The organism is Pseudomonas sp. BW16M2 (assembly GCF_014268865.1).
Lineage (GTDB): Bacteria > Pseudomonadota > Gammaproteobacteria > Pseudomonadales > Pseudomonadaceae > Aquipseudomonas > Aquipseudomonas peradeniyensis.
Window position 1 is genome coordinate 1 of the sequence record NZ_JABWRI010000004.1, and the last position, 20,961, is coordinate 20,961.

At 65.0% G+C, this 20,961-nt stretch carries 17 protein-coding genes; 11 read left to right on the plus strand and 6 right to left on the minus strand.

Translation table 11 applies throughout. From position 1 onward, the window contains the following. The first annotated feature begins 377 nt into the window (after positions 1-377). The 9 genes from HU735_RS05380 to HU735_RS05420 all read left to right on the plus strand — a co-directional run bounded on the left by HU735_RS05380 (position 378) and on the right by HU735_RS05420 (position 11,780). Positions 378-2,021, plus strand: coding sequence for an acetolactate synthase large subunit (locus tag HU735_RS05380; protein ID WP_023629316.1), 1,644 nt, complete (start codon positions 378-380; stop codon positions 2,019-2,021). 219 nt (positions 2,022-2,240) lie between these two features. Continuing rightward, the gene (locus HU735_RS05385) at positions 2,241-4,187 is read left to right on the plus strand and encodes an FAD-dependent oxidoreductase (protein WP_186712711.1); all 1,947 of its coding nucleotides are present in this window, start codon (positions 2,241-2,243) and stop codon (positions 4,185-4,187) included. Positions 4,188-4,322: 135 nt separating this feature from the next. Then, complete coding sequence (locus HU735_RS05390) at positions 4,323-5,219, plus strand: nitrilase family protein (RefSeq protein ID WP_186712712.1); 897 nt, start codon at positions 4,323-4,325, stop codon at positions 5,217-5,219. 93 nt (positions 5,220-5,312) lie between these two features. After that, positions 5,313-6,380 (plus strand): hypothetical protein, encoded by a 1,068-nt coding sequence (locus HU735_RS05395; RefSeq protein ID WP_238349757.1) that lies wholly within the window; start codon positions 5,313-5,315, stop codon positions 6,378-6,380. Beyond that, on the plus strand, positions 6,377-7,354 hold the full coding sequence (locus tag HU735_RS05400) for an asparaginase (protein ID WP_186712714.1): 978 nt from the start codon (positions 6,377-6,379) through the stop codon (positions 7,352-7,354). Before HU735_RS05395 ends, HU735_RS05400 begins: the two co-directional genes overlap by 4 nt. An 84-nt stretch (positions 7,355-7,438) precedes the next feature. Further along, positions 7,439-7,993 carry a UPF0149 family protein gene (locus HU735_RS05405; RefSeq protein ID WP_186712715.1) on the plus strand — a complete coding sequence of 185 codons (555 nt, stop codon included), beginning with the start codon at positions 7,439-7,441 and terminating at the stop codon, positions 7,991-7,993. A 177-nt stretch (positions 7,994-8,170) separates the two neighbouring features. Then, positions 8,171-8,800 carry a glutathione S-transferase gene (locus HU735_RS05410; protein WP_028692248.1) on the plus strand — a complete coding sequence of 210 codons (630 nt, stop codon included), beginning with the start codon at positions 8,171-8,173 and terminating at the stop codon, positions 8,798-8,800. A gap of 18 nt (positions 8,801-8,818) precedes the next feature. Beyond that, a complete protein-coding gene (locus HU735_RS05415) occupies positions 8,819-10,834 on the plus strand; it encodes a pyridoxamine 5'-phosphate oxidase family protein (protein ID WP_186712716.1) in 2,016 nt (671 codons plus the stop codon). 46 nt (positions 10,835-10,880) lie between these two features. Continuing rightward, positions 10,881-11,780, plus strand: a complete 900-nt coding sequence (locus HU735_RS05420) for a LysR family transcriptional regulator (protein ID WP_186712858.1) — start codon at positions 10,881-10,883, stop codon at positions 11,778-11,780. Between the two features lie 122 nt (positions 11,781-11,902). On the opposite strand, the gene HU735_RS05425 is transcribed toward HU735_RS05420, so the two are convergent. From HU735_RS05425 to HU735_RS05435, 3 genes are all read right to left on the minus strand, one after another. Then, the gene (locus HU735_RS05425) at positions 11,903-13,321 is read right to left on the minus strand and encodes a PLP-dependent aminotransferase family protein (RefSeq protein WP_186712717.1); all 1,419 of its coding nucleotides are present in this window, start codon (positions 13,319-13,321) and stop codon (positions 11,903-11,905) included. Positions 13,322-13,338: 17 nt separating this feature from the next. After that, a complete protein-coding gene (locus HU735_RS05430; RefSeq protein WP_186712718.1) occupies positions 13,339-14,769 on the minus strand; it encodes an L-lactate permease in 1,431 nt (476 codons plus the stop codon). 108 nt (positions 14,770-14,877) lie between these two features. Beyond that, a complete protein-coding gene (locus tag HU735_RS05435; RefSeq protein WP_186712719.1) occupies positions 14,878-15,441 on the minus strand; it encodes a TetR/AcrR family transcriptional regulator in 564 nt (187 codons plus the stop codon). 148 nt (positions 15,442-15,589) lie between these two features. On the opposite strand from HU735_RS05435, the gene HU735_RS05440 reads away from it, so the two are divergent. Then, a complete protein-coding gene (locus HU735_RS05440) occupies positions 15,590-16,378 on the plus strand; it encodes an SDR family oxidoreductase (protein WP_186712720.1) in 789 nt (262 codons plus the stop codon). Positions 16,379-16,394: 16 nt separating this feature from the next. After that, a complete protein-coding gene (locus tag HU735_RS05445; RefSeq protein ID WP_186712721.1) occupies positions 16,395-17,396 on the plus strand; it encodes an NADP-dependent oxidoreductase in 1,002 nt (333 codons plus the stop codon). A 33-nt stretch (positions 17,397-17,429) separates the two neighbouring features. Here HU735_RS05445 and HU735_RS05450 read toward each other — a convergent pair whose 3' ends face one another. The 3 genes from HU735_RS05450 to HU735_RS05460 all read right to left on the minus strand — a co-directional run bounded on the left by HU735_RS05450 (position 17,430) and on the right by HU735_RS05460 (position 20,853). Then, positions 17,430-18,734, minus strand: a complete 1,305-nt coding sequence (locus HU735_RS05450; RefSeq protein ID WP_186712722.1) for a HipA domain-containing protein — start codon at positions 18,732-18,734, stop codon at positions 17,430-17,432. Beyond that, positions 18,731-19,108: an XRE family transcriptional regulator gene (locus tag HU735_RS05455; protein ID WP_186712723.1), complete on the minus strand. Its 378-nt coding sequence runs from the start codon at positions 19,106-19,108 to the stop codon at positions 18,731-18,733. The genes HU735_RS05450 and HU735_RS05455 overlap by 4 nt, the downstream gene beginning before the upstream one ends. Before the next feature lie 245 nt (positions 19,109-19,353). Continuing rightward, positions 19,354-20,853 (minus strand): PLP-dependent aminotransferase family protein, encoded by a 1,500-nt coding sequence (locus HU735_RS05460; RefSeq protein ID WP_186712724.1) that lies wholly within the window; start codon positions 20,851-20,853, stop codon positions 19,354-19,356. Positions 20,854-20,961: the final 108 nt, after the last annotated feature.

Sequence of the window (20,961 nt, forward strand, 5' to 3'; positions counted from 1 at the left end):
CGCCGATGGTAGTGTGGGGTTTCCCCATGTGAGAGTAGGTCATCGTCAAGATTCATTTCGCAAAACCCCTATCTGCGCGAGCAGGTAGGGGTTTTGTCTTTTCCGCGTTCCGAAAAGCCCGCTCCCACGGTATTCTGTTCCTACACAGGGATCCGTTTGCTGACGATCACGCAAATATCCTTTGCTCGTCGGCTACCTCACATCGCCTCGTCACAGGTGCGACAATATTGCCGTCACAATTACGTGACTTCCCCGTACCTACCCTGCGTCAAGGCTTAGGTTCGGGGCAATCCTGGCACCCGGACCGAGCGATGCCAGCGTACCGTGCTGCGCATTTCTGGACTTTCACCGTCCTATTACTTGAGGTTAGAAGCAAGATGGCCAAGGCCGCCGATGTCGTTGTGCAATGCCTGGAAAACGAAGGTGTCGAGTATGTGTTCGGCATTCCCGGTGAGGAAAACCTCGACCTGCTCGAGTCCCTGCGCAAGTCGAAGATCAAGCTGGTACTGACCCGCCATGAGCAATCCGCGGGCTTCATGGCCGCCACCTACGGCCGCCTGACCGGCAAGACCGGCGTCAGCCTGTCGACCCTCGGCCCTGGCGCGACCAACCTGGTGACCGCCAGCGCCTACGCCTACCTGGGCGGCATGCCGATGATGATGATCACCGGCCAGAAGCCGATCAAGAAGTCCAAGCAAGGCCGTTTCCAGATCATCGACGTGTGCGGCATGATGGACCCCATCACCAAGTACACCCACCAGTTCGCCTCGGCCGACAACATCCCTGCGCGCATGCGTGAAGCCTTCCGCCTGGCCGAAGAAGAGAAGCCGGGCGCCGTGCACCTGGAACTGCCGGAAGACATCGCCGCCGAGCAGACCGATGCCCTGCCGATCCCGCGCAGCCTGCACCGTCGCCCGCTGGCCGAGCACGTGGCCATCGAAGCCGCCGTGCAGAAACTGCAGAACGCCCGCAACCCGATCCTGGTGATCGGCGCCGGCGCCAACCGCAAGATGACCGCCAAGGTCCTCAAGCAACTGATTGACAAAACCGGTATCCCGTTCATCACCACCCAGATGGGTAAAGGTGTGGTCGACGAGCGCCATCCGCGCTTCCTGGGCAACGCCGCGCTGTCCTCCGGCGACTTCGTGCACCGCGCCGTCGAAGCCGCCGACCTGATCGTCAACATCGGCCACGACGTGATCGAGAAGCCACCGTTCTTCATGGTCCGTGGTGGCACCGAAGTCATTCACGTCAGCTTCCGCTCGGCTGAAGTCGATGCCGTGTACTTCCCGCAGGTGGAAGTGATCGGTGACATCGCCAACGCCGTGTGGCAGATCAGCGAAGCGCTGACTGACACCAGCCACTGGGACTTCACCCGCCTGATGGCCATCCGTGAAGCGAACGAAGCACAGATCGCTGAAGGCGCCGACGACAACCGCTTCCCGGTCTACCCGCAGCGCATGGTCGCCGACATCCGTCGCGCCCTGCCGTCCGAAGGCATCGTCGCCCTGGACAACGGCATCTACAAGATCTGGTTCGCCCGCAACTACAAGGCCCACAAGCCCAACACCGTGCTGCTGGACAACGCCCTGGCGACCATGGGCGCCGGCCTGCCATCGGCCATGGCCTCGCACCTGGTGTACCCGGATCGCCCGGTCATCTCGGTATGCGGCGACGGCGGCTTCATGATGAACAGCCAGGAGCTGGAAACCGCAGTACGTCTGGGCATGCACATCACCGTGGTGATCCTGCGTGACGACGGCTACGGCATGATCCGCTGGAAGCAGGCCAACATGGGCTTCACCGATTTCGGCCTGGACTACGGCAACCCGGACTTCGTCAAATACGCCGAAGCCTACGGTGCCAACGGCCACCGCGTGGAAAGCGCCGAAGGCTTCCTGCCGCTGCTCGAGCACTGCATCAAGACCCCGGGCGTGCACGTGATCGACTGCCCGGTGGACTACAGCGAGAACGACCGCATCCTCAACAGCGAGCTGCGTGAGCGCGCGCTGGCGGTCTAAACGCTGACGACCCATCGCGGGACAAGCCCGCTCCCACGCTATCCGTTCCCATAGCGCTATTACAGGCCTGTGGGGATGGGGGGCGTGGGAGCGGGCTTGCCCCGCGATAGCGTCAGTTCAGGCAACGACACACGCAGCACCACCATACACATCTACCGTTCCCCACCTCCCTGCTCTCGGCATGCTCAGGCTCCTCACCCACCCTGAGAACCCGAGACCATGACCATCGGATCAACGCACAACCATCCTGCCGACCTGGCCATCGAGCCTCGTACTCCAGTGCTGCCATGGGCCGCACGCTTCCCGAATCCGCCTGACCTGTGTTTCGACTACCGACGTCTTGTCGAACAGCAAGGCGGCATTGCCCAGGTTGCTCGTCCTGCACATCGCATCTGCATTGTCGGTGCTGGCGTCACCGGCCTTACCGTCGCACGTGAACTGCTGCGCTGTGGTTTCACCCAGATCACCCTGATCGAGCAAGCCCGGCGAATCGGGGGGCGTCATCTCACCGTGTCAGTCTCCGCTGACAAGCCAACAGCACACACCGCTCCCTTCGAGATGGGCGCCATGCGCATGCCGTTCTTCAACCGAACCGGTGAGCCGCCCAAGGCAGGCCGCTCATTGATGGCTTACTACGCAGATCTTTTCGACCTGCTGCTTTCCGACTTTCCCAACCCTGGCACGCCGTGGGTCAATGCGACGGGTATCTACCTGCGTGAAGGCCAACTTGAAGGGGAGGGTGATCCGAAGCTGCTGATCTGGAAGAATCCCGAAGGCCACACCCCGCCACCTACTGCGGTACTACAGAGGATTCATGGCAAGTGGCGGCGCTTTGCCGAGCGTTTCGCCGAACAGGTGGCCGCCATCTACGGCACAGAAGGCTGGCTGGCGATGTGGTCGGCAATCGTCGAGCGATATCACAGGCTGTCGTTCCGTGACCTGGTACTGCTGCCGATCCGGGAGGCTTGGGATCCTGGCAATCCAGGCGATTTCGGCGGCCTTGGCATGGACCGTGACGAGTCGGCGATCTTCTATGCAATCGGCATCGGTGATGGCAGCTGGGGCGCCTTCTACGACGTGTGTTGCCTCTATCCGCTGCGCACCGCCATTTTCGGGTTCAGCAGCCACCTGCAGCTTGTGCATGGTCGTGTAGATGGCAAGGGGCGAGTGCTTGCAGCGCCGTATCAGGATGTCGAGACTGTGCCCGACAGCAAAGGCCTGCATTTCCAGGCGCCTGCCTACCTGGGGATCGCCGCGTTGGATGAGGCCCTGCTGTTCATGGATATCGCTGGCCTGGGCGAATCCTTGTACAGCCAATGCGTGGCGCGTAAGGATGGCCTGCTGACGGACAGCTCGGTTCATGGCCTGCACAAATTGGCCGATGGCCGCATCCGCGTCGATTACCGTTGGCGGCATAGCGATGAAGCCAAGGCTCAGCCGATTAGCGATGTGTTCGACAGCGTGGTGCTTACCACGCCGTCCTGGTTGATCGAAACAGGGATGCGCCTGGAGGGCTTCTCCCGGAGCATGCTGCCACCGGCCATTGTCGAGGCCTGGAAGCACGCCCATTGGGAAACCAGCTGCAAGGTTTATGCGCCGCTGCGTAAAAGCTTTCTCGACCAGTATCCCCACCTGCCGCAGATCCTGGTCACTGACAGCTTCGTGCACGATGTCTATGCCTACCGTTACAACGATCAGCACACCCGCGATTGCATCCTGCTCAGCTACACCTGGGAGGACGATGCCACCAAATTGGCAGCGTATTCAGACGCGGAGCTTGTGGAAAAATGCGTAGCGGAACTCGATCGGATTCTGTTGCGTTGCACCAACATCGGCGAACCCATCTCGCCACATATCGATCTTGGAAACACCCGCATACAAAGATGGATGACAGACAGGAATGCACTTGGCTGTGCGAAATTGTACCGGGCGGGTGCCTATTACGACGCGGTAAGCCTGATGAAGTACAACCGTGACCGGAGTGCCCATTCAGGGCTCTACCTCGCCGGGGAGTCTTTCTCTGTCGATGCCGGCTGGACCGAGCCGTGTCTGCGCACCGCCATCGACACCGTGATCAACCTCTGCAACAACACCGGCGCATGTTTCAAGGGGGGCTTTAGCCTCGAGCACTATCCGCATTATCAGCTGCCTCGGCAGGCGCTTTGAAACAACTTTGTAGGAGTGCTCCTCCACGTCTTTTCGCAATCTCCCTCAGTTCCAGAGGACTCTGCTGACTGTCGCCCCACCTGCCATGCCCGTTCTACTGGCGGCCTTCCACAACAACCAGAACAGGAAGCCGCCATGCAGGAACACACCACTCCCGTCAGCCCCGTACGCATTGCCGTCATCCAGTACGACCCGCAGGTCGGCCTGGACCACTGCGATGGCAACCTGAGCCGTGGCCTGGCCCTGGCCCGTCGCGCCGCGCGTGAAGGGGCGAACCTGATCGTGCTGCCGGAGCTCGCCAACACCGGCTACACCTTCAACTCCCGCGCCGAGGCCTATGCCCACGCCGAGACGCTGGAGGATGGACGATGCCTGCAGGCCTGGGCGGAGTTCGCCCGTGAGCAGCAGGTGTATCTGGCCGCAGGCTTCGCCGAGCGGGACGGCCTCAAGCTCTACGACAGCGCCGTGCTGTTCGGCCCGCAGGGGCGGCTCGGGCATTACCGCAAGGCGCACCTGTGGAACCAGGAAAAGCTCTGGTTCACCCCCGGAGACCTGGGCTTCCCGGTGTTCGAAACGCCCATCGGCCGCATCGGCCTGCTGATTTGCTGGGACATCTGGTTCCCGGAGGTGCCACGGCTCATGGCGGCGCAGGGCGCCGACATCATCTGCAGCCTGAACAATTGGGTCTGGACACCGCCGCCGCTGTTCGACGAGGCCGGACGTTGCATGGCCTCGTACCTGACGATGACTGCGGCCCACGTCAACAATGTCTATATCGCCGCCGCCAATCGCATCGGTCGCGAACGGGGCGGGCGCTTCCTCGGTTGTTCGCTGATTGCCGGTACCAACGGCTGGCCCATCGGCGAGGTGGCCAGTGCCGAGGAGGAGTGCATCCTCTATGCCGACGTCGATCTCAGTGCCGCCCGCTCGGCGCCGATCTGGAACAGCCTCAATGACTTGCCGCGTGACCGGCGCACCGACCTCTACGACGCCACCCTGGGGTATCGGCTGCATGCGCCGATGCCACGTTGAGGAGGCGTCATGGAACAGCGCCTTTCCTTACCGCGACAACGGTCGTCGTCGCTGATTCTCCTGGGCCTCGCGCTGCTTTGCGTTGCCAGCCTGATGTTGGGTGGATGGCCCGATTATGCGCAGCTCGTCGCAACCCTCGACCAGCCGTTGAGCAGGCTGCGCTGGATTGTCGGCGATATCAGCGAGGTCGCCTTCTACAAGCACGAGTTGCCGGCACTGGGGCTGCTGCTGGGGGCGAGCCTCGCGCATTGGGCCCAGCAGCGCGGGTATCGCTGGCAAGGCTTTGCCATCTGCTACGGCACCGGGCTGTGGCCCTGGCTGATCATCAGCTCGCTGCTCGGCCTGCTGCTCAGCCATGCGTTGTGGGGCTGGACGCTGGACGGTGCTACCTGGCAGCCGACCTTCGTCGCCTTCGTCTCGCTGCCGGCGGCCATGGTCCTGCTGTTTGGTGGCGGTTGGCGCGTCGCGATCAATGGCGCGCTGCTCGGTGCCGTGCTGGTGACGCCGGCCAGCCTGTTGCTGGTCAACTACCTGTGCTATCCGCTGCAGTTGCCGGTGGTGATCGGCAATGTCAGTGGCATGGCACTGGCCAGTGTGCTGGCGTTCCTGCTGTGCAAGCGCTTTCCGGCGCTGGTTCGCGATGGACAGCGCCCGGTGGCCGCCGCGACGGCCAGCCAGCCCGACTATGGCGTGGTCTGGACCCTGCGTCGGGTACTGGCCGATTTCAGCGAAGCGCCGTTCTTTGGCAATGAACTGGCCAGCCTCGGCTTGCTGTTGGGTGTCTTGCTGGCTTATGTATTGGCCCCGGCGGCGCCGGCCTACGGCTCGCAACTGGTGCTGCAGATGGTCGCCGGGCAGGCATTGGCATCGCTGGTTGGTGTGCTGTTCTGGCGGCGGCAATGGCAAGAACGGGGCTGGTATCCGACCTATATTCCCATCGTGTCGATCGTGCCCGCGGCCGTGCTGACACTGGGCGGCAGCTGGCAGGTGATCGTCGCCAGCGCAGTGCTCGGCGCGCTGATCGCGCCACCGCTTGCCGTGGCCATCAGCCAGCGTCTGCCAGGCTACATGCACGGCTATATCGGCAATGTCCTGTCCATGGCCATCAGCACCCTGGGCATCGTGCCCCTGGTCGGCCTGCTTGCGGGAGGTAACCCATGACAGCACCACGTGTTTCGATCGCCAGCCTGGGCGGCACGGTCAGCATGCAGTCCGCGGCGACGGGGCAGGGTGTGACACCCCGGCTCGATTGCGCCGCGCTATTGGCGTCCCTGCCGCAACTGCAGGCACTGGCGCAGATCAGCACCACCACGTTGAGCCTGGTGCCGAGCGCCTCGCTGGCGTTCAGCGACATGCTGGATGCGTTGGCCTGGGCAAGCGCGCAAGTGCACGCGGGGGCCCAGGCCGTGGTCCTCACCCAAGGCACCGATACGCTGGAGGAGACCGCGTATTTCCTCGACCTGCTCTGGCCCCATGACACCCCGCTGATCATGACCGGCGCCATGCGTTCGGCCAGCCAGCCGGGCGCGGATGGTCCGGCGAACCTGCTGGCGGCGGTGCAGGTTGCAATCGCCGATGGCAGCCGGGGGCGTGGCGTGTTGGTGGTGATCAACGACCAGATCCACCTGGCCGCGCGGGTGCGCAAGACTGCCAGCCTGGCGATGGCAGCCTTCGAGTCGCCCGGCGCTGGGGCGATAGGGGCGGTCGTGGAGGGCAGACCACTTTATCGCCAGGCTGCCACGCCACGGCGGGTGTTGCCCCTGCCGGCGCAGGTGGATCACCAGGTCGTCCTGCTGGAGGCCTGTCTCGATGCCGATACGGGGCTGCTGCAAGCGCTCGGAGGCCTGGGCTATTCAGGGCTGGTGGTTGCCGGATTTGGCGCAGGCCATGTCTCCGAGGTCTGGGCCGAGGCGCTGGGGAGCATCGCCGGCAACATGCCGGTGATCATCGCCACCCGCACTGGCAATGGCCCGACAGCCCTGGGAACCTATGGCTTCATCGGCGGCGAGATCGACCTGCAGGACCGGGGCCTGCACATGGCCGGCTGGCTCTGCCCGCGCAAGTGCCGACTCTTGCTGTGGCTGCTGATCGGCACCGGGCGGCAGGCCGACCTGGCGCACTGGCTGCAGCACTAGTCCGATGCCCGTTCCCTTGATGGGAGCGGGCAGGCGTTGCCTGTGCTAGGGTGCACGCAAATTTCCGCCCTAGGACACCCGCCCATGCTCCCCGCGCTCAGCGAAAAAGAACTCGACCGTCTCGAAGACCTGCTGATCACCTACGGCAACGACTATTCGGTGCTCAACCTCGCCGAGCTCAACGGTTTCTTCACCGCTCTGGCCAGCTCCCCCAACAAGGTCAACCCTGAGCAGTGGCTGCCCTCCGTCGCCGGCGGCAAGGTGCCGAAGTTCAAGAAGCCCGCCCATGAAGAGGCCTACACCGCGTTGATGCTGCGTTACGCCAGCCAGGTGGCGGAAGAGCTGGCCGACGACCTCGAACACTTCGAACCGCTGTTCGAGGAGAGCGAAGGCGAGGAAGGCCCGGCGATCATTCTCGAGGAGTGGTGCTTCGGCTACATGCGCGGTACCCAGGTGGCCGAGTGGAGCGAGCTGCCGCCGGAGCAGGATCGTCTGCTCAAGGCCATTTCCCTGCATGGGCTGGAAGATAATTTCGAGTTGCTCGATTCGATGAGCTTTGATGAGCTCCAGGCCTGTGTGCCGCTGGTGGTCGAGGCGGCGCGGGGGTTGTATCAGTACCAGAAGCAGCACCGTCATTGAGATCGTAAGTGCGGGCTCGCGGGAGCGGTGATGCGGCGACCCGACTTGCCCCGCGAGTGTGATTATTCCACCTGCCGAAATACTGGATTGCTCCCAGCACTGATTCTGCTGCCAGCCGATCCAGTGCAGCATGTCCTCCAGCAGCGCCACTCCCGGCGCTGATCCGGAGCCCTGCACATGCCAAGCCCGATCAAGCTGTACAACTTCCCCAAGTCCGGCCACGCCCACCGCATCGAGCTGATGCTGTCGCTGCTCGAACTACCTACCGAACTGGTCTTCGTCGACCTGGCCAAGGGCGAGCACAAGCAGCCAGAGTTTCTCGCCATCAACCCCTTCGGCCAGGTGCCGGTGATCGATGACAACGGCATCGTCATCGCCGATTCCAACGCCATCCTGGTCTACCTGGCCAAGGCCTACGGCGGTGAGCGCTGGTTGCCTGCGGATCCGGTCGGTGCCGCCCGTGTGCAGCGCTGGTTGTCGGTCGCGGCGGGTCCCCTGGCCTTCGGCCCGGCGGCGGCGCGACTGGTGACGGTGTTCGGTGCCTCGTTCAACACCGATGAAGTCATCGGCCGCGCTCACACCCTGCTCAAGGTGATCGACGCCGAACTGGCCAAGGGCCCGTTCCTGGTCGGTGACCAGGCGACCATCGCCGATATCGCCAACTACTCATACATCGCCCATGCGCCGGAAGGCAACGTGTCGCTGGAGCCGTACCCCAACGTGCGCGCCTGGCTGGCCCGTGTCGAGGCGCTGCCAGGCTTTGTGCCGATGCCACGTACGGTCATCGGTTTGCAGACCACGCTCTGACTCCCGAGGGATGCCGCCATGCAATCGCCCTGGCATGCAGGTGAAAAACGGCTGCAGGAGCACGTCGGTGTTGCCGAGCGCATGGAGGCGTTCGGGCAGAAGGTCATTCGTGACTACATGCCCGACCAGCATCGCACGTTCTACCAGCAGCTGCCGTTCATGGTGGCCGGTGCCGTGGATGCCGCAGGCAAACCCTGGGCGACGCTGCTCGAAGGCCCGGAAGGCTTTGTCAGCTCGCCCGATCCACGGCAACTGTTGATCGGCGCCGACCTCGCCAGCGATGATCCGGCCACGCCGGGCCTGGTGGCGGGTGGTGCCATCGGTCTGCTGGGGATCGAGCTGCACACGCGGCGGCGCAATCGCCTCAATGGCCTGATCCGCAGGGCCAGCGCCGGCCAGCTGGAGGTGGTGGTCGAGCAATCCTTCGGCAACTGCCCGCAGTACATCCAGCTGCGCGAGTACACCCGCGTCGACGAGCCGCCGCAGGGGCGCCGGGATTCAGCTGCGCTCGATGCCGCAACCCGCGCGATGATCGAAAGCGCCGACACCTTCTTTGTCGCCAGCTACGTCGATCGAGACGGTAGCCAGCGCTCGGTGGACGTGTCCCATCGCGGTGGCCGGCCTGGTTTCGTCAGGGTCGAGGGCAATCGCCTGACCATTCCCGACTACGCCGGCAACCTGCATTTCAATACCCTCGGCAATCTGCTGGTCAACCCGGTCGCCGGCCTGCTGTTCGTCGACTTCACCACGGGTGATGTGCTGCAGGTTTCCGGGCGCGCCGAGGTCATTCTCGACAGCCCGCTGATCAGCGCCTTCGAAGGCGCCGAGCGGATCTGGACCCTGGACATCGAGCAGGTGGTGCTGCGCCGGGCTGCCGTGTCGCTGCGTTGGGCCTTCCAGGAATACGCACCCACCAGCCTGATGACCGGCACCTGGCCCGAGGCCGAGCAGCGCCTGCAACAGCGCGAACGGCAGCGCCAATGGCTGACCTGGCGGGTACTGCACATCGAGCAGGAGAGTCGCGATATCCGCTCGTTCCATCTGCAACCGGAGGATGGCGCCGCAGTGGCCTTCGCCCCTGGCCAGCATATTCCCGTGCGTTTGCGTTTCGATGGGGAGGCGCCGCTGATCCGTACCTACAGCCTGTCCAGCGCGCCGTCCGATGGCTTCCTGCGCATCAGCGTCAAGGCGCAGGGGCCGGCGTCACGCTATCTGCACCAACAGGTGAAGGTCGGCGATCGGCTGGAGGTGCGTCAGCCCATGGGCAGCTTCACCCTAGATCAGCAGAGCGACCGGCCCCTTGTGCTGATCGGTGCGGGCGTAGGCATTACCCCGTTGATCGCCATGCTCCGCGAGCAGCTGGCGAAAGGGCGGGGGCGGCGCATCCACCTGTTCCATGGCGGGCGCACACTGGGCGATCTGCCGTTCCAGCAGGAGCTTGCCGCGCTCCAGCAACACGCCAATGGCTTGCTGAGCATTCATCGTGCCCTGAGCCAGCCCGAGCCCTCGGCCGTGCTGGGTCATGACTACCAGTTCGCCAGCCGCCTGGGCATCGAGCAGATCAAGGCCACGCTGGCATTGGATGACTATGACTTTTACCTCTGCGGCCCGGCCAGCTTCACCCAGGACCTGTACGAAGGCCTGCGCGGCGTGCATGTACCCGACGCCCGCATCCATGCCGAAGCCTTCGGCCCCTCGACCCTGCGCCGCCACACCGACGACAACCAGCCGACGCTGCAGCAGCCCCCACCCGCCAGCGAGCCGGTGCCGGTGTACTTCGCCAGCTCCGCCAAGGAAGCGCGTTGGGCGCCGGACAGCGGCACCCTGCTGGAACTGGCGGAAAGCCGTGGCCTGTCGCCGGACTTCAGTTGCCGAGGAGGCTCCTGCGGTACCTGCAGGACCAAATTGGTCAGCGGCCAGGTCCACTACCCGAACCCGCCCGCCGAATTGCCCGAGCCCGGCAGCGTGCTGATCTGCTGCGCCATCCCCGCCCAGGCCGAGGACGGCGTGCAGCCCCTGGTACTGGAGCTCTAGCGTGACCACGGCGATAATCGCCCCACGACAACGCGTGGGGCGCGGCATGGACCAGATCCACCTGATGAAAGTGTTCGTGGCCGTGGGCGAGCTGGAAAGCTTTGCCGCCGCCGCCCGCCGCCTGGCCATCTCGCCGGCGGCGGTGACCCGCGCCGTCAGCGCCCTGGAGGAACAGCTCGGGGTCAAGCTGCTGCTGCGCACCACCCGCAGCGTGCGCCTGACCGAGGCCGGCGGGCGCTACCTGGAGGACACCCGGCACATCCTCGCCAGCATCATCGAGGCCAACGAAGCCGCCGCCGGCATCAACGCCGCGCCCAAGGGCGACCTGGCGGTGACCGCGCCGATCCTGTTCGGCAAGAAGTTCGTCATGCCGTGCATCGTCCGTTACCTGCAGCAGTACCCCGAGGTGGATGTGTCGGCGTACTTTCTCGACCGCGTGGTGAACCTGGTGGAGGAGGGCATGGACGTGGCGGTGCGCATCGGCCAGTTGCCCGACTCGGGCCTCAAGGCGTTGCGCGTGGGCAGGATGCGCCGGTTGTTGTGCGCCTCGCCCGAGTACCTCGAACGCCACGGCACGCCGCGCCATCCCTCTGAATTGCAGAAGCACGAAGTCATCGCCGCCGGAACCCTGTCACCGCGCACGGACTGGCGCTTCGGCGCCATCGACGACCCGACGCTGATCCGCATGAAGCCGCGCCTGACCGTGACCAGCAACGACGCCGCTATCGCCGCAGCCAGTGCCGGGCTCGGGATTGCACGGTTGCTGTCGTACCAGGTGGCGGACGAAGTGGCGGCCGGGCGCTTGCAGGTGATCCTGGCTGAATATGAGGAAGCGCCCTGGCCGATCCATATCCTGCATCGGGAGAGCAAATATGGCTCGACCAAGGTGCGTACCTTTATCGATATGTTGGCCGAGCATTTGCGTAGCCAGGCGCATCTGGCCTGATCCAGGTAGCTGGGGCTGCTGCGCAGCCCTTTCGCGGCACAAGGCCGCTCCTACAGGGGAACGCGCATCTCTCTGTAGGAGCGGCCTTGTGCCGCGAAAGGGGCGCAAAGCGCCCCCAGCATTCAAGCGCCTGAAAGCGCCGCACACTCCGCCAGCACCCTCAACCCGCCCATCACCTCCGACGTAATCACCCGCCCCAGGCATACCCGCAACCCAATGCCACATTCCCCATCGGCAAAGAACATCCCGCTGGCGCCGACATTGCAGCCACGCTCCGCCGCAAGCTGTTGCAGCGTCACCATGTCCGTCCCTTCCGGCAATTCGATCCAATGGATAAACCCGCCCTGCGGTGCCACATACCGCGTCCCCAGCGGAAACGCCGAACGCACCAGCGTCTCCATCACCCCGGCCTGCACCGCCAGCCGCCCGCGCAGCTTCGCGCAGTGCTCCTCCATGTACCCCCGGCCGATAAACTCATCCAGCACCCGCTGGGCCAGGCTCGACACCGCCAGGTTGCGCGAAAACAGCTGGGCCAGGATCGCATCCCGGTAGCGCCCCGCCACGCACCAGCCCACCCGGTACCCCGGCGCCACGGTCTTGGAGAACGACGAGCAATAGATCGTCTGCCCGGTGCTGTCGTAGTGCTTGATCGCCTTGGGCCGCAGCGCCTCGTCCACCAGGTCGAAGAAGATATCGTCCTCGATGATCGGCACATCCGCTGCCTGCGCCAGCTGTGAGAGCCGTGCCCGCGCCGCGTCGGGCATGATGAAGCCCCGTGGGTTCTGCAGCGTCGGGTTGAGGAACACCACATCGACCTTGCCACGCTTGAGCGCCCATTCCAGGTGCTCGAGGTCCATGCCGCTGTCGGCGTGGGTGCAGATGGGCAGGGCGCGCATCCCCAGGCGTTCGATGGTCTGCAGGATGCCGTAGTAGGTAGGCGTCTCGATGGCCACCGTGGCGCCCGGCCGGGCGACGGCTTCGAGGGCCAGTTCCAGGGCCACGGTGTCGCCCGAGGTCACCAGGATGTCGTCCGGCCCGCAGGCCACGCCGCGTTGCAGCATCAGCCCGGCGATGCGTCGGCGCAGCGAGGCCAGGCCCGGCGGGGCGATCAGGCCGGCCAAGGGTTGGTCGGCCTTGGTGGCCAGTGTCGCCAGGCACTTGTTCAGCAGCACCTGGGGCGTGAGCTCGTCGTGCAGCACCGCCGAGCTCAACGACAGCGCGGTGTTGCTGGCCGCCTGGGCGAGCATGGCGACCACCGCATGGTTGACGTTGACGGTGACACTGGCCAGGTCGAACCCCTGTACCTGGGCCGCGCCCTTGGCGACGAAATAGCCGATCCGCGGCGTGGCCTGCACATAGGCATTGGCCTCCAGCTCCGCCAGGGCCCGCTGCACGGTGGCGATGCTGCTGTCGAACAGCCGCGCCAGCTCGCGCACCGAGGGCAGTTGCGTGCCGCTGGGCCATTCGCCGCTGTCGATCTGGCGCAGCAGCCAGGCGTTGACGGTGTGCCAGCGTTTGTCGGGCTTGGGGTTCCGGTCCATGGGGGCCTTGTGTCGTCTCAGGCGGGGGCTCCGGAAAGGTAGAGCAAAACCACGCCGGTTGCAGCCACGATGACGATGTTCAGCAGCACCAGGGCAAAGCCGAAGCGGATCAGCCCGTGCTCTTCCTCACGGTTGGCCCCGGCCAGCCCGATGATCAGCGACAGGATCGACAGCGAGCCCAGCGCGCCATGCCCGGCGGCACTGTTGACCATCGCCGCCAGCCACGGGCCGTGGACCGTGGACAGTGCGGCGATGGAGGGCATCACCAGCGTGTTGCCGCCGACATTGGAGCCGGTGACATAGCCGGCCAACCCCGCCAGCAGCGACACCGTCGATGCCAGCGACACACCGGACAGTGCCTGCAATGCCCGTTGCGCCTCGACCAGGAAGCCGGCCTTGACCATCACCTGCGACAGCAGCAGGAACAGGAAGATCGTCGCTACCGGGAACCGCGCCCGCGTGACCAGCGCCTGCCACGGAAAGCCCGTGCGCTGGCGCCCGACCATCATCAGCACCACCAGCAGCAAGGCCAGCCCCGGCGAAGCCAGTGGCTTCCACGACACGTTGGTGCCATGCACCACCCATAGCCCGTCCCATCCCGACAGCAGGAACAACCCCCGCGAGGCGATGATCACCGCCAGCAGGGCCAGGTACGGCCACGCCGCCTGCGGCCAGCGCACCAGCGCCCCGCGCCGTGCCCAGGACATCCCCAGGCCCACGCCGGCCACTGTCAGCCCGGCCAGCACGCCCGAGGCCTCCGGCCCGATCCAGCGGTTGACCGCATACAGCACCGCGCTGAACAGCAGCGCGACCAGCGCCAACCCCAGCCATGCCTGCAGGCTGCGAATCCCCGCCAGCACCAGCGCCACGGCGGCCAGGCCGAGGAACACCGGCGCGCTGACCAGCGCCGAATGGCTGCCCAGCTCCTGCGCCGGCACATGGGCCAGTAGCGCGCCGATCACCGTGGCCAATCCAAGCGTGCCCCAAGGCATCACCACCATGCCGGCCAGTGCCATCTTCATGCCGACCTGGCGGGAAAACAGCCCCATCAGCAGCGGCACCGTGGCGATCAGCGACACCCCGAACCCGGTCATCGCCTCCAGCAGCGGCGCTAGGCCCAGCACGATGAAGATCACCTGCATCGGCGGCGTCCAGCCCAGCTCCCGCACCCAGGCGCCGATCGCCTGCGGGGCGTTGGCGCGTTCGACCAGGATGACGAAGGCCAGCCCCGGAACGATCACGCAGGCGGTGCTGAGGAACAGGATCAACGTGTCTTGCAGGATGGCGCTGGACACCGCCGCCGACAGCGGCTGCGCGGCGCCCAGGCCCCACAGCAGCAAGACACCGGCCACGCCGGCCAGCGCGGCCTGCACGGGTGGGCGGCGCAGCAGCAGGATCAGGGCGATCACCAGGCCAATGGGGGACATTTGCAGCAGCAGGGCAGCCATGATGCGGGTTCCTTCAGCCATCCAGGGAGTGAGGTGGAGGGTGAAGGGCGGGCGCCTGCTGAAACAGATACAGCGCCTGGGCGATTTTCAATACAGCCCGGGGCGGGGTTACTGCGGTGTCAGCAACCGGTCCCGGCAGGCCTGGAGAATGTCGTCCGCCAGCGGCGAATCGTCCGGGCAGGCGCGGGAGAGCGTGATGGCGCCCACCAGGGTGGCGATCACGCCCAGGCGCCGGGTGCGTTCGGCCTGCTCGTCGGCGGTATCCGTCGGCTCGCTGGCGGCCTGGAGCGTTGCCAGCAAGCGCTCGAGCCCGTCGGCAAACACCGCCTTCACGGCGTCGGGCTGGCGCGCGGCATCGCTGGCCAGCGCCGCCAGGGTGCAACCTGAGGCCGGGTTGTCGCGGTGTTCCCTGGAGAGGTACTGGCGCAGGTAGTCCGCCACACCGCCACTGTCGGTGCCGGAGGTGTTCTGTGACAGCCCGCAGGCTGCCGCCTCGGCCATGAGGTCGGCCTTCGAGCCGAAATGCTTGTAGAAGCCGCCATGGGTGAAACCGGCGGCCGCCATCAACTCGGCGACGCCGACCCCGTCATAGCCCCGCTGGCGGAACAACGAGGACGCCGTCTCGACGATATGGGCGCGGTTGGCCTGGGCTTGTGCCTTGGTGACTTTCATGGCGGATGACTCCTGCGCCGTGGGGATGAGGTTCATCATACATTGATGTCAGTCATCATCAAAATGTTGACATAGTTAGATTATGATCGTAATCATAAAGGCCAGGCCCACCCCGATCGGGTGTCGCCACCCACCTTGAGGATTTGCCATGAGTGCCTTGCCTACCGTTCTCGTCACCGGTGCCTCCAGCGGTATCGGTGCCACCTATGCCGAACGCTTCGCCCAGCGTGGTCACGACCTGGTGCTGGTCGCCCGCGACCAGACGCGCCTGGAGATCCTGGCTGCCCGCCTGCGTGAGCACTTCGCTGTCGCCGTCGAGGTGCTGGTCGCCGACCTCACCCAGGCCGATGCCCTTGCTCGGGTCGAAGCGCGGTTGCGCGAAGACGTGCGTATAGGCGTGCTGATCAACAACGCCGGGCAAGGCCAGTCAGGGGGCTTCCTGGGGCAGGATGGCGCAAGCCTCGAGCGCCTGATCGGCCTGAACGTCACCGCAGTCACCCGCCTGGCGGCGGCCTTTGCGCCGCGCCTGGCCGAGCAGGGCACTGGCGCGATCGTCAACATCGGTTCGGTGGTGGGGCTGGCGCCTGAGCTGGGCATGACCGTGTATGGCGCCACCAAGGCGTTCGTGCAGTTCCTGTCCCAGGGGCTAGCGCTGGAGCTGGGGCCGAAGGGGGTCTATGTGCAGGCCGTGCTGCCGGCCGCGACCCGCACCGAGATCTGGTCGCGTTCCGGATTGGATATCAACACGTTGCCAGAAGTGATGGAGGTGGAAGACTTGGTCGATGCTGCGCTGGTGGGTTACGACCGCCGCGAAGCGATCACCATTCCGCCCTTGCAGCACGCCGACCGCTGGGCTGCGCTGGATGACGCGCGGCAGATGCTGATGGGGGACTTGCGCCAATCCCAGGTGGCCGAGCGCTATCGCAGTGCGCAGTGAGTCACGGGAGATCTCAATGAAAGCTTTCATCATCGATCGTTATGGCAAGGATGTAGCCGGGCGTATCGCCGAAATGCCCGTGCCCACCCTGGGGGATGACGACGTGCTGGTGCGGGTCCACGCCGCCGGGGTGAACGCCCTGGACGTGAAGCTGCGTAACGGCGAGTTCAAACGGGTGCTGCCGTACCGCCTGCCGCTGATCCTTGGTAACGACCTGGCCGGTACCGTGCTGCGCGTGGGCGCCCGTGTCACCCGCTTCAAGCCCGGCGACGAGGTCTATGCACGGCCCGGGCAGGCACGCATCGGCAGTTTTGCCGAACAGATCGCCGTCACCCAGCAGGCCCTGGCGCGCAAGCCCGCCAACTTGAGCATGGAGCAGGCCGCCGCGCTGCCCTTGGTGGCCTTGACCGCTTGGCAGGTATTGGTGGAAACCGCCCAGCTCAAGCCGGGGCAGAAGGTACTGATTCATGCGGGTTCTGGTGGCGTGGGCAGCATCGCGATCCAGTTGGCCAAGCACTTGGGGGCGTTCGTCGCCACGACCACCAGCACGGGCAATGTCGAATGGGTGAAGGCCTTGGGCGCGGATGTGGTCATCGATTACAAGCGCCAGGATTTCACCCGGGAATTGCGCGACTACGATGTGGTGCTCAGCGGGTTGGAGGCAGGCACCTTGGAGCGCTCGGTGCAGATTCTCAAACCGGGTGGCCAGCTGATTTCCATTTCCGGGCCGCCCACGCCTGAGTTTGCGGCCGAGCAAGGGATGGCTTGGCCATTACGTCAGATGCTTCGCCTGCTCAGCCGCCGCATCCGCAAGCGTTGTGAGGCCTTGGGCGTGCGCTATCGGTTCGTGTTCATGCGCGCCGATGGTCGACAGTTGGAGGCCATCACCCGGCTGGTGGAGGAGGGGATCCTGACGCCGGTGCTCGACCAAGTGTTCGCCTTCGAGGCTACCGAACAGGCGCTGGCGGCGGTGGCAGGTGGGCGGAGCAAGGGCAAGGTGGTGGTGCGGGTGGCTTGAGCTGCGCGTCCAGCCCTCGGGAGGGGCGTTTATTCAAAGCCCCTCGCCAAGATACAGGCGGTGTACTTCACCGATTCGCTTACTGGCTGAGATTGGTACCCCTGCGTCCTGGGCAAACTGCGGCCATTGTGCGATGGCTTCGCAGACTTCCTTGATGATCCGTCGTGCGTCCATGCCACGAACTTGGCTGGCAACGCTTAACAGATCGTCGAGGGTGAAGTCATCGCGCTTGCCGTTCACGGTCATCTGGTGGGTATCGACCCAGAAACTACCTGGCAGGTAGGAGTAGGAGACGTCATAGGCTGGCGTGAGGTACCAGGTGCCGTCGGTGTCCATCATGAAGGCCGTGTTCTTGGTGTGGTCGTCCTGGTTGCGTGCCACCAGGTTGAAGACCATGCGGCGGTAGAACTGTTCGGCGCCGTCGCGGGAAATCCGCAGTGTGCGCATCACCGCGAAGGCCTCGGCATAGGAGTATTGGCCAGGCTTGCGGAAGTCGGCGTGGTCGAGTGCGCACAAGGTCGCCACGTGGATCTTTTCACCTTCGGTCGTGCGGTCGAAGCGCCGGGTCATGAAGTGAGCGCGTCCACCTTCCTCCAGCAATCGGCACTCGGTCATGGTGATGCCGGCCGCCTTGGCCATCAGGTGGTAGGCGTACTCGATGCGCCCGTAGCCTTGCGAGTCCGCCAGTACGGTCGAGTCCTTGGCCACATCGAACTTGAGCAACCAGTACTCGAAGCCCGGCGGCGCGGTGACCTGGCCCGAACGGATCTCGCCTTCGGCATTCATGGCGATCACCGCCTTGGCCCGGGCGCCGCCTGCGCTGGTACCGATCTGGATGAGGTGCTGCAAGGCGCTGTCGTCCAGCGACGGGTCCTTGGCATCCAGGCGTTCGGCGATCGACTCGCGTTCGGACAACACCTCGCTGGCCAGGCGCACCAGGGCATCGATATGGATGCTCTCCCCCTTGTCCTGTTCGGTGGCCATCGCCGGACGATACTCCAGGGCGCCCATGCCGCGCTTGCCCTGGTACAGCAGGCGCTCGACCGGGGTAAACGTTGCCTTGTCACGCCCCTGCTGGGCCAGCCAGGCATCGATCAGCGCGTTGCCGAAATCATCGGGCAGGGAATCGGCGAGGATCGAGGGCAGGCCCTTGAAGGTTTCGCGGTCCAGCCCCTGGAACACGTAGGTGTAGTCCTGGCGCAAGGGCATATGGACCGGCGAGATCTCAAGGCCGGTCCTGACGAACTCGGGGGTGTATTCGAACTCTCCGATCTGGGTCTGCGTGTTCCAGTTGAGCGCGCCTACATACACATCCCAGAGATAGATCCGTGCAATCACCAGCTGTCATCCTTGTCGGGTTTCGGGCCACCAATGAGCGTGGGCTTGCCGATAGGCGTCCTGATTCCGTGTTCAGGCGCCGGCGGTGTAGCCCGTGTGACGGTCGCCCGCAGCCGCTGTTTGCCCTGCATTTTCGCCAGTTGCACGGGGCTGGTCCTGACGTCCTCGATGAGGGAGGCGAGACGATCAAGCTCTCCCAGCACCCTCAGGACGGCAATCACGTTCACCAGGGTGCCTTTGCCTGCCGTGAGCTTGCGGTAGGTCTCCCGGGAAATCCCGGCTTCATGGGCGACGATGTCCTGGCCAATATTACGCTTCAGGCGGATAGCCTCAATGCGTTGGCCGATCTCGTTGGCGATAGCGTCGTCAGTCATTGATATGGCTTTCATAACGCCTGGGATCCTATGCTTAAAACGCTGTTATTGACCTGCATGCCTAGGATTCTAGGCTTTGTATAGTGCGCTTGAAAGAAAAAACCGCTACGGGATAAAGACTAGTTTTCTAGGCGTTGAGTGCGCATTTTAATGTTTTTGCCAAGAATTCTAGGCTTTGTCTGATCCTTGTTATCGCGGCGGATTTCAGCGATTGGTTTACCACATTTCGTTTCGCGCAGAACGGGCTACCGCATCGAACGTCCCGAAGTGACCAGACCTGCCAGCACCTTCTCCAGTTTCACCACCGCTTCCCTCATCTCAGCGGGTGTCAGTGCCGCAAACCCCATCAGCAAGCCGGCATCGTTCCTCGGCACCGCGTACAAGCTGCCCAGTCCCAACAGATCGATGCCCACCCCGCGTGCCGCCCTGACCACGGCGTCTTCAGACAGGCCCTGCACGAAATGGCAGGGCATCTGCAGCCCGCCGGCGGGCACCTGCGGCACGAGAAACGCCCCCAGGTGCCTGCGCAACAGATCCGCCAGCACATCCCGCCGCTCGGCGTAGAGCGCGCGCATGGCCCGCACATGGGCGTTGAAGTGGCCGCCCTCCATGAACCGGGCCAGGGTCAGCTGGGCGATGGAGGCGTTATGTCCGTCTTGCAACGTGCGGGCGGCGGTCATCGGCGCGACGAGCTGGGGCGGCAGCAGCAGGTAGCCGATGCGCAGGCCGGCGAACAGCGATTTGGTGAAGGTGCCGATGTACAGCGTGCGTTCATGTGGGTCCAGGCCCTGCACGCAGGCGGTGGGGCGGCCGGCGTAGTGGAACTCGCTGTCGTAGTCGTCCTCGATGATCCAGGCCTGTTGCTGGCGGGCCCATTCGATCGCCAGCAGGCGCCGGTCCAGCGCCAGGGTCGCGCCGGTCGGGTATTGGTGCGAAGGGGTGAGGAATACCGCCCGGGCATCCGGCGCCAGCCGGGCCATGGCGTCCACCTGCAGGCCGTGCACGTCCACCGGGACCGGCACGCATGCCAGGCCGGCGGCGGTGACGGCCTTGCGGGTGCCCTGGTACAGCGGGTCTTCGACCAGGACCTGGTCGCCTGCGTCCATGAGCACCTGGGCGCACAGGCCAAGGGCCTGCTGCGAGCTGGTGAGGATCAGGATGTGCTCGGCGGATGCCTGGGCCCCGCGCTCGAGGTTGAGGTAGTCGGCGATTGCCCGGCGCAAGGGGGCCATGCCCTGCGGCTCGCTGTGTTCCAGCGCCCGCGTGCCGTATTCCTTGTACACCTGCCGCTCCAGCTTCTCCCAGATGGCCAGGGGGAAGTGCCGGGTTTCGGCCACGCCTGGGGCGAAGGGGCGTGGCGTCTGGAAGTTGTGGACGCCACCGCTGTGCAACACCGCTTCACCACGGCGGCTCAACTGCACGGGGGCTTCCTGATGTGCCGGACGCTGGCGCTTGCGCGATGGCAGGCAGCGGGCCCGTTGCGACACGAAGCTGCCGCTGCCCACGCGCCGCTCGATAAAGCCCTCGGCGTGCAACTGGCTGTAGGCCGACTCCACGGTATCCCGCGACACGCCCAGGGACTGGGCCAGCGGACGCGAGGCGGGCAGCGCCTTGCCCACCGGCAGTGCGCCGTCGAGGATCAACTGGCGGATCGCCCGTTGGATGCGCACATGCAAGGCCAGCGCGCGATGGGCAGGGTCGTTGATCCAGGCTTTCACCGATTCCAGCTGCGCGTGTTTGAACATTGGCCTGATTCCCTGGCTGATGGACCTGATTAATGGCTGCCAATGCCGGGGCCGCTTCGCAGCCCTTTCCGACCGGTCCGCCGCCCCGGCAAGGCCCGCTCCCACAGG

Coding starts and splice junctions, on each gene's coding strand:
- HU735_RS05380 (WP_023629316.1), top strand. CDS start 378: ATGGCCAAGGCCGCCGATGTCGTTGTGCAATGCCTGGAAAACGAAGGT.
- HU735_RS05385 (WP_186712711.1), top strand. CDS start 2,241: ATGACCATCGGATCAACGCACAACCATCCTGCCGACCTGGCCATCGAG.
- HU735_RS05390 (WP_186712712.1), top strand. CDS start 4,323: ATGCAGGAACACACCACTCCCGTCAGCCCCGTACGCATTGCCGTCATC.
- HU735_RS05395 (WP_238349757.1), top strand. CDS start 5,313: ATGTTGGGTGGATGGCCCGATTATGCGCAGCTCGTCGCAACCCTCGAC.
- HU735_RS05400 (WP_186712714.1), top strand. CDS start 6,377: ATGACAGCACCACGTGTTTCGATCGCCAGCCTGGGCGGCACGGTCAGC.
- HU735_RS05405 (WP_186712715.1), top strand. CDS start 7,439: ATGCTCCCCGCGCTCAGCGAAAAAGAACTCGACCGTCTCGAAGACCTG.
- HU735_RS05410 (WP_028692248.1), top strand. CDS start 8,171: ATGCCAAGCCCGATCAAGCTGTACAACTTCCCCAAGTCCGGCCACGCC.
- HU735_RS05415 (WP_186712716.1), top strand. CDS start 8,819: ATGCAATCGCCCTGGCATGCAGGTGAAAAACGGCTGCAGGAGCACGTC.
- HU735_RS05420 (WP_186712858.1), top strand. CDS start 10,881: ATGGACCAGATCCACCTGATGAAAGTGTTCGTGGCCGTGGGCGAGCTG.
- HU735_RS05425 (WP_186712717.1), bottom strand. CDS start 13,321: ATGGACCGGAACCCCAAGCCCGACAAACGCTGGCACACCGTCAACGCC.
- HU735_RS05430 (WP_186712718.1), bottom strand. CDS start 14,769: ATGGCTGCCCTGCTGCTGCAAATGTCCCCCATTGGCCTGGTGATCGCC.
- HU735_RS05435 (WP_186712719.1), bottom strand. CDS start 15,441: ATGAAAGTCACCAAGGCACAAGCCCAGGCCAACCGCGCCCATATCGTC.
- HU735_RS05440 (WP_186712720.1), top strand. CDS start 15,590: ATGAGTGCCTTGCCTACCGTTCTCGTCACCGGTGCCTCCAGCGGTATC.
- HU735_RS05445 (WP_186712721.1), top strand. CDS start 16,395: ATGAAAGCTTTCATCATCGATCGTTATGGCAAGGATGTAGCCGGGCGT.
- HU735_RS05455 (WP_186712723.1), bottom strand. CDS start 19,108: ATGACTGACGACGCTATCGCCAACGAGATCGGCCAACGCATTGAGGCT.
- HU735_RS05460 (WP_186712724.1), bottom strand. CDS start 20,853: ATGTTCAAACACGCGCAGCTGGAATCGGTGAAAGCCTGGATCAACGAC.